General features: G+C 63.0%; 1 protein-coding gene. It reads right to left on the bottom strand.

Annotated elements, in window-relative coordinates:
* A partial coding sequence (locus tag RhoFasB10_RS25755; RefSeq protein WP_277345911.1) for a sugar phosphate nucleotidyltransferase occupies window positions 1-513 on the bottom strand: 513 nt, incomplete at both ends.

Below are 513 nucleotides of genomic sequence, written 5' to 3'. Positions count from 1 at the left end.
ATTTGACGAGCTTCTCCGCCCGCTCACGCAGTTCGTCATCGGTGATGAACCCGCGACGCCACGACACCTCCTCGGGGGCGCCGATCTTCATGCCCTGGCGTTCTTCGATGGTACGGACGAAGTTCGACGCGTCGAGCAGGGAATCGAAGGTGCCGGTATCGAGCCAGGCGGTGCCGCGGGGCAGGACTTCGACGCACAGTTTCCCGGCATCGAGGTAGTGGCGGTTGATGTCGGTGATCTCGTACTCCCCGCGCTCGGAGGGCTGCAGATCGCGGGCGATGGTGATGACGTCGTTGTCGTAGAAGTACAGGCCCGGCACCGAGAAGTTCGACTTCGGGACCTTCGGCTTCTCTTCCAGCGAGATCGCTCTGCCGGCGTCGTCGAATTCGATGACACCGTAGGCGGTGGGGTCCTTGACCTCGTAAGCGAAGACGGCGCCGCCGTCGATGGAATCGAAGCGCGACAGCTGCGAACCCAAGCCGGGGCCGTAGAAAATGTTGTCCCCCAGGACGA

The organism is Rhodococcus sp. B10 (genome assembly GCF_011770055.1).
Taxonomy (GTDB): domain Bacteria; phylum Actinomycetota; class Actinomycetes; order Mycobacteriales; family Mycobacteriaceae; genus Rhodococcoides; species Rhodococcoides kyotonensis_B.
This window is presented reverse-complemented; position numbering and strand designations above follow the sequence as displayed.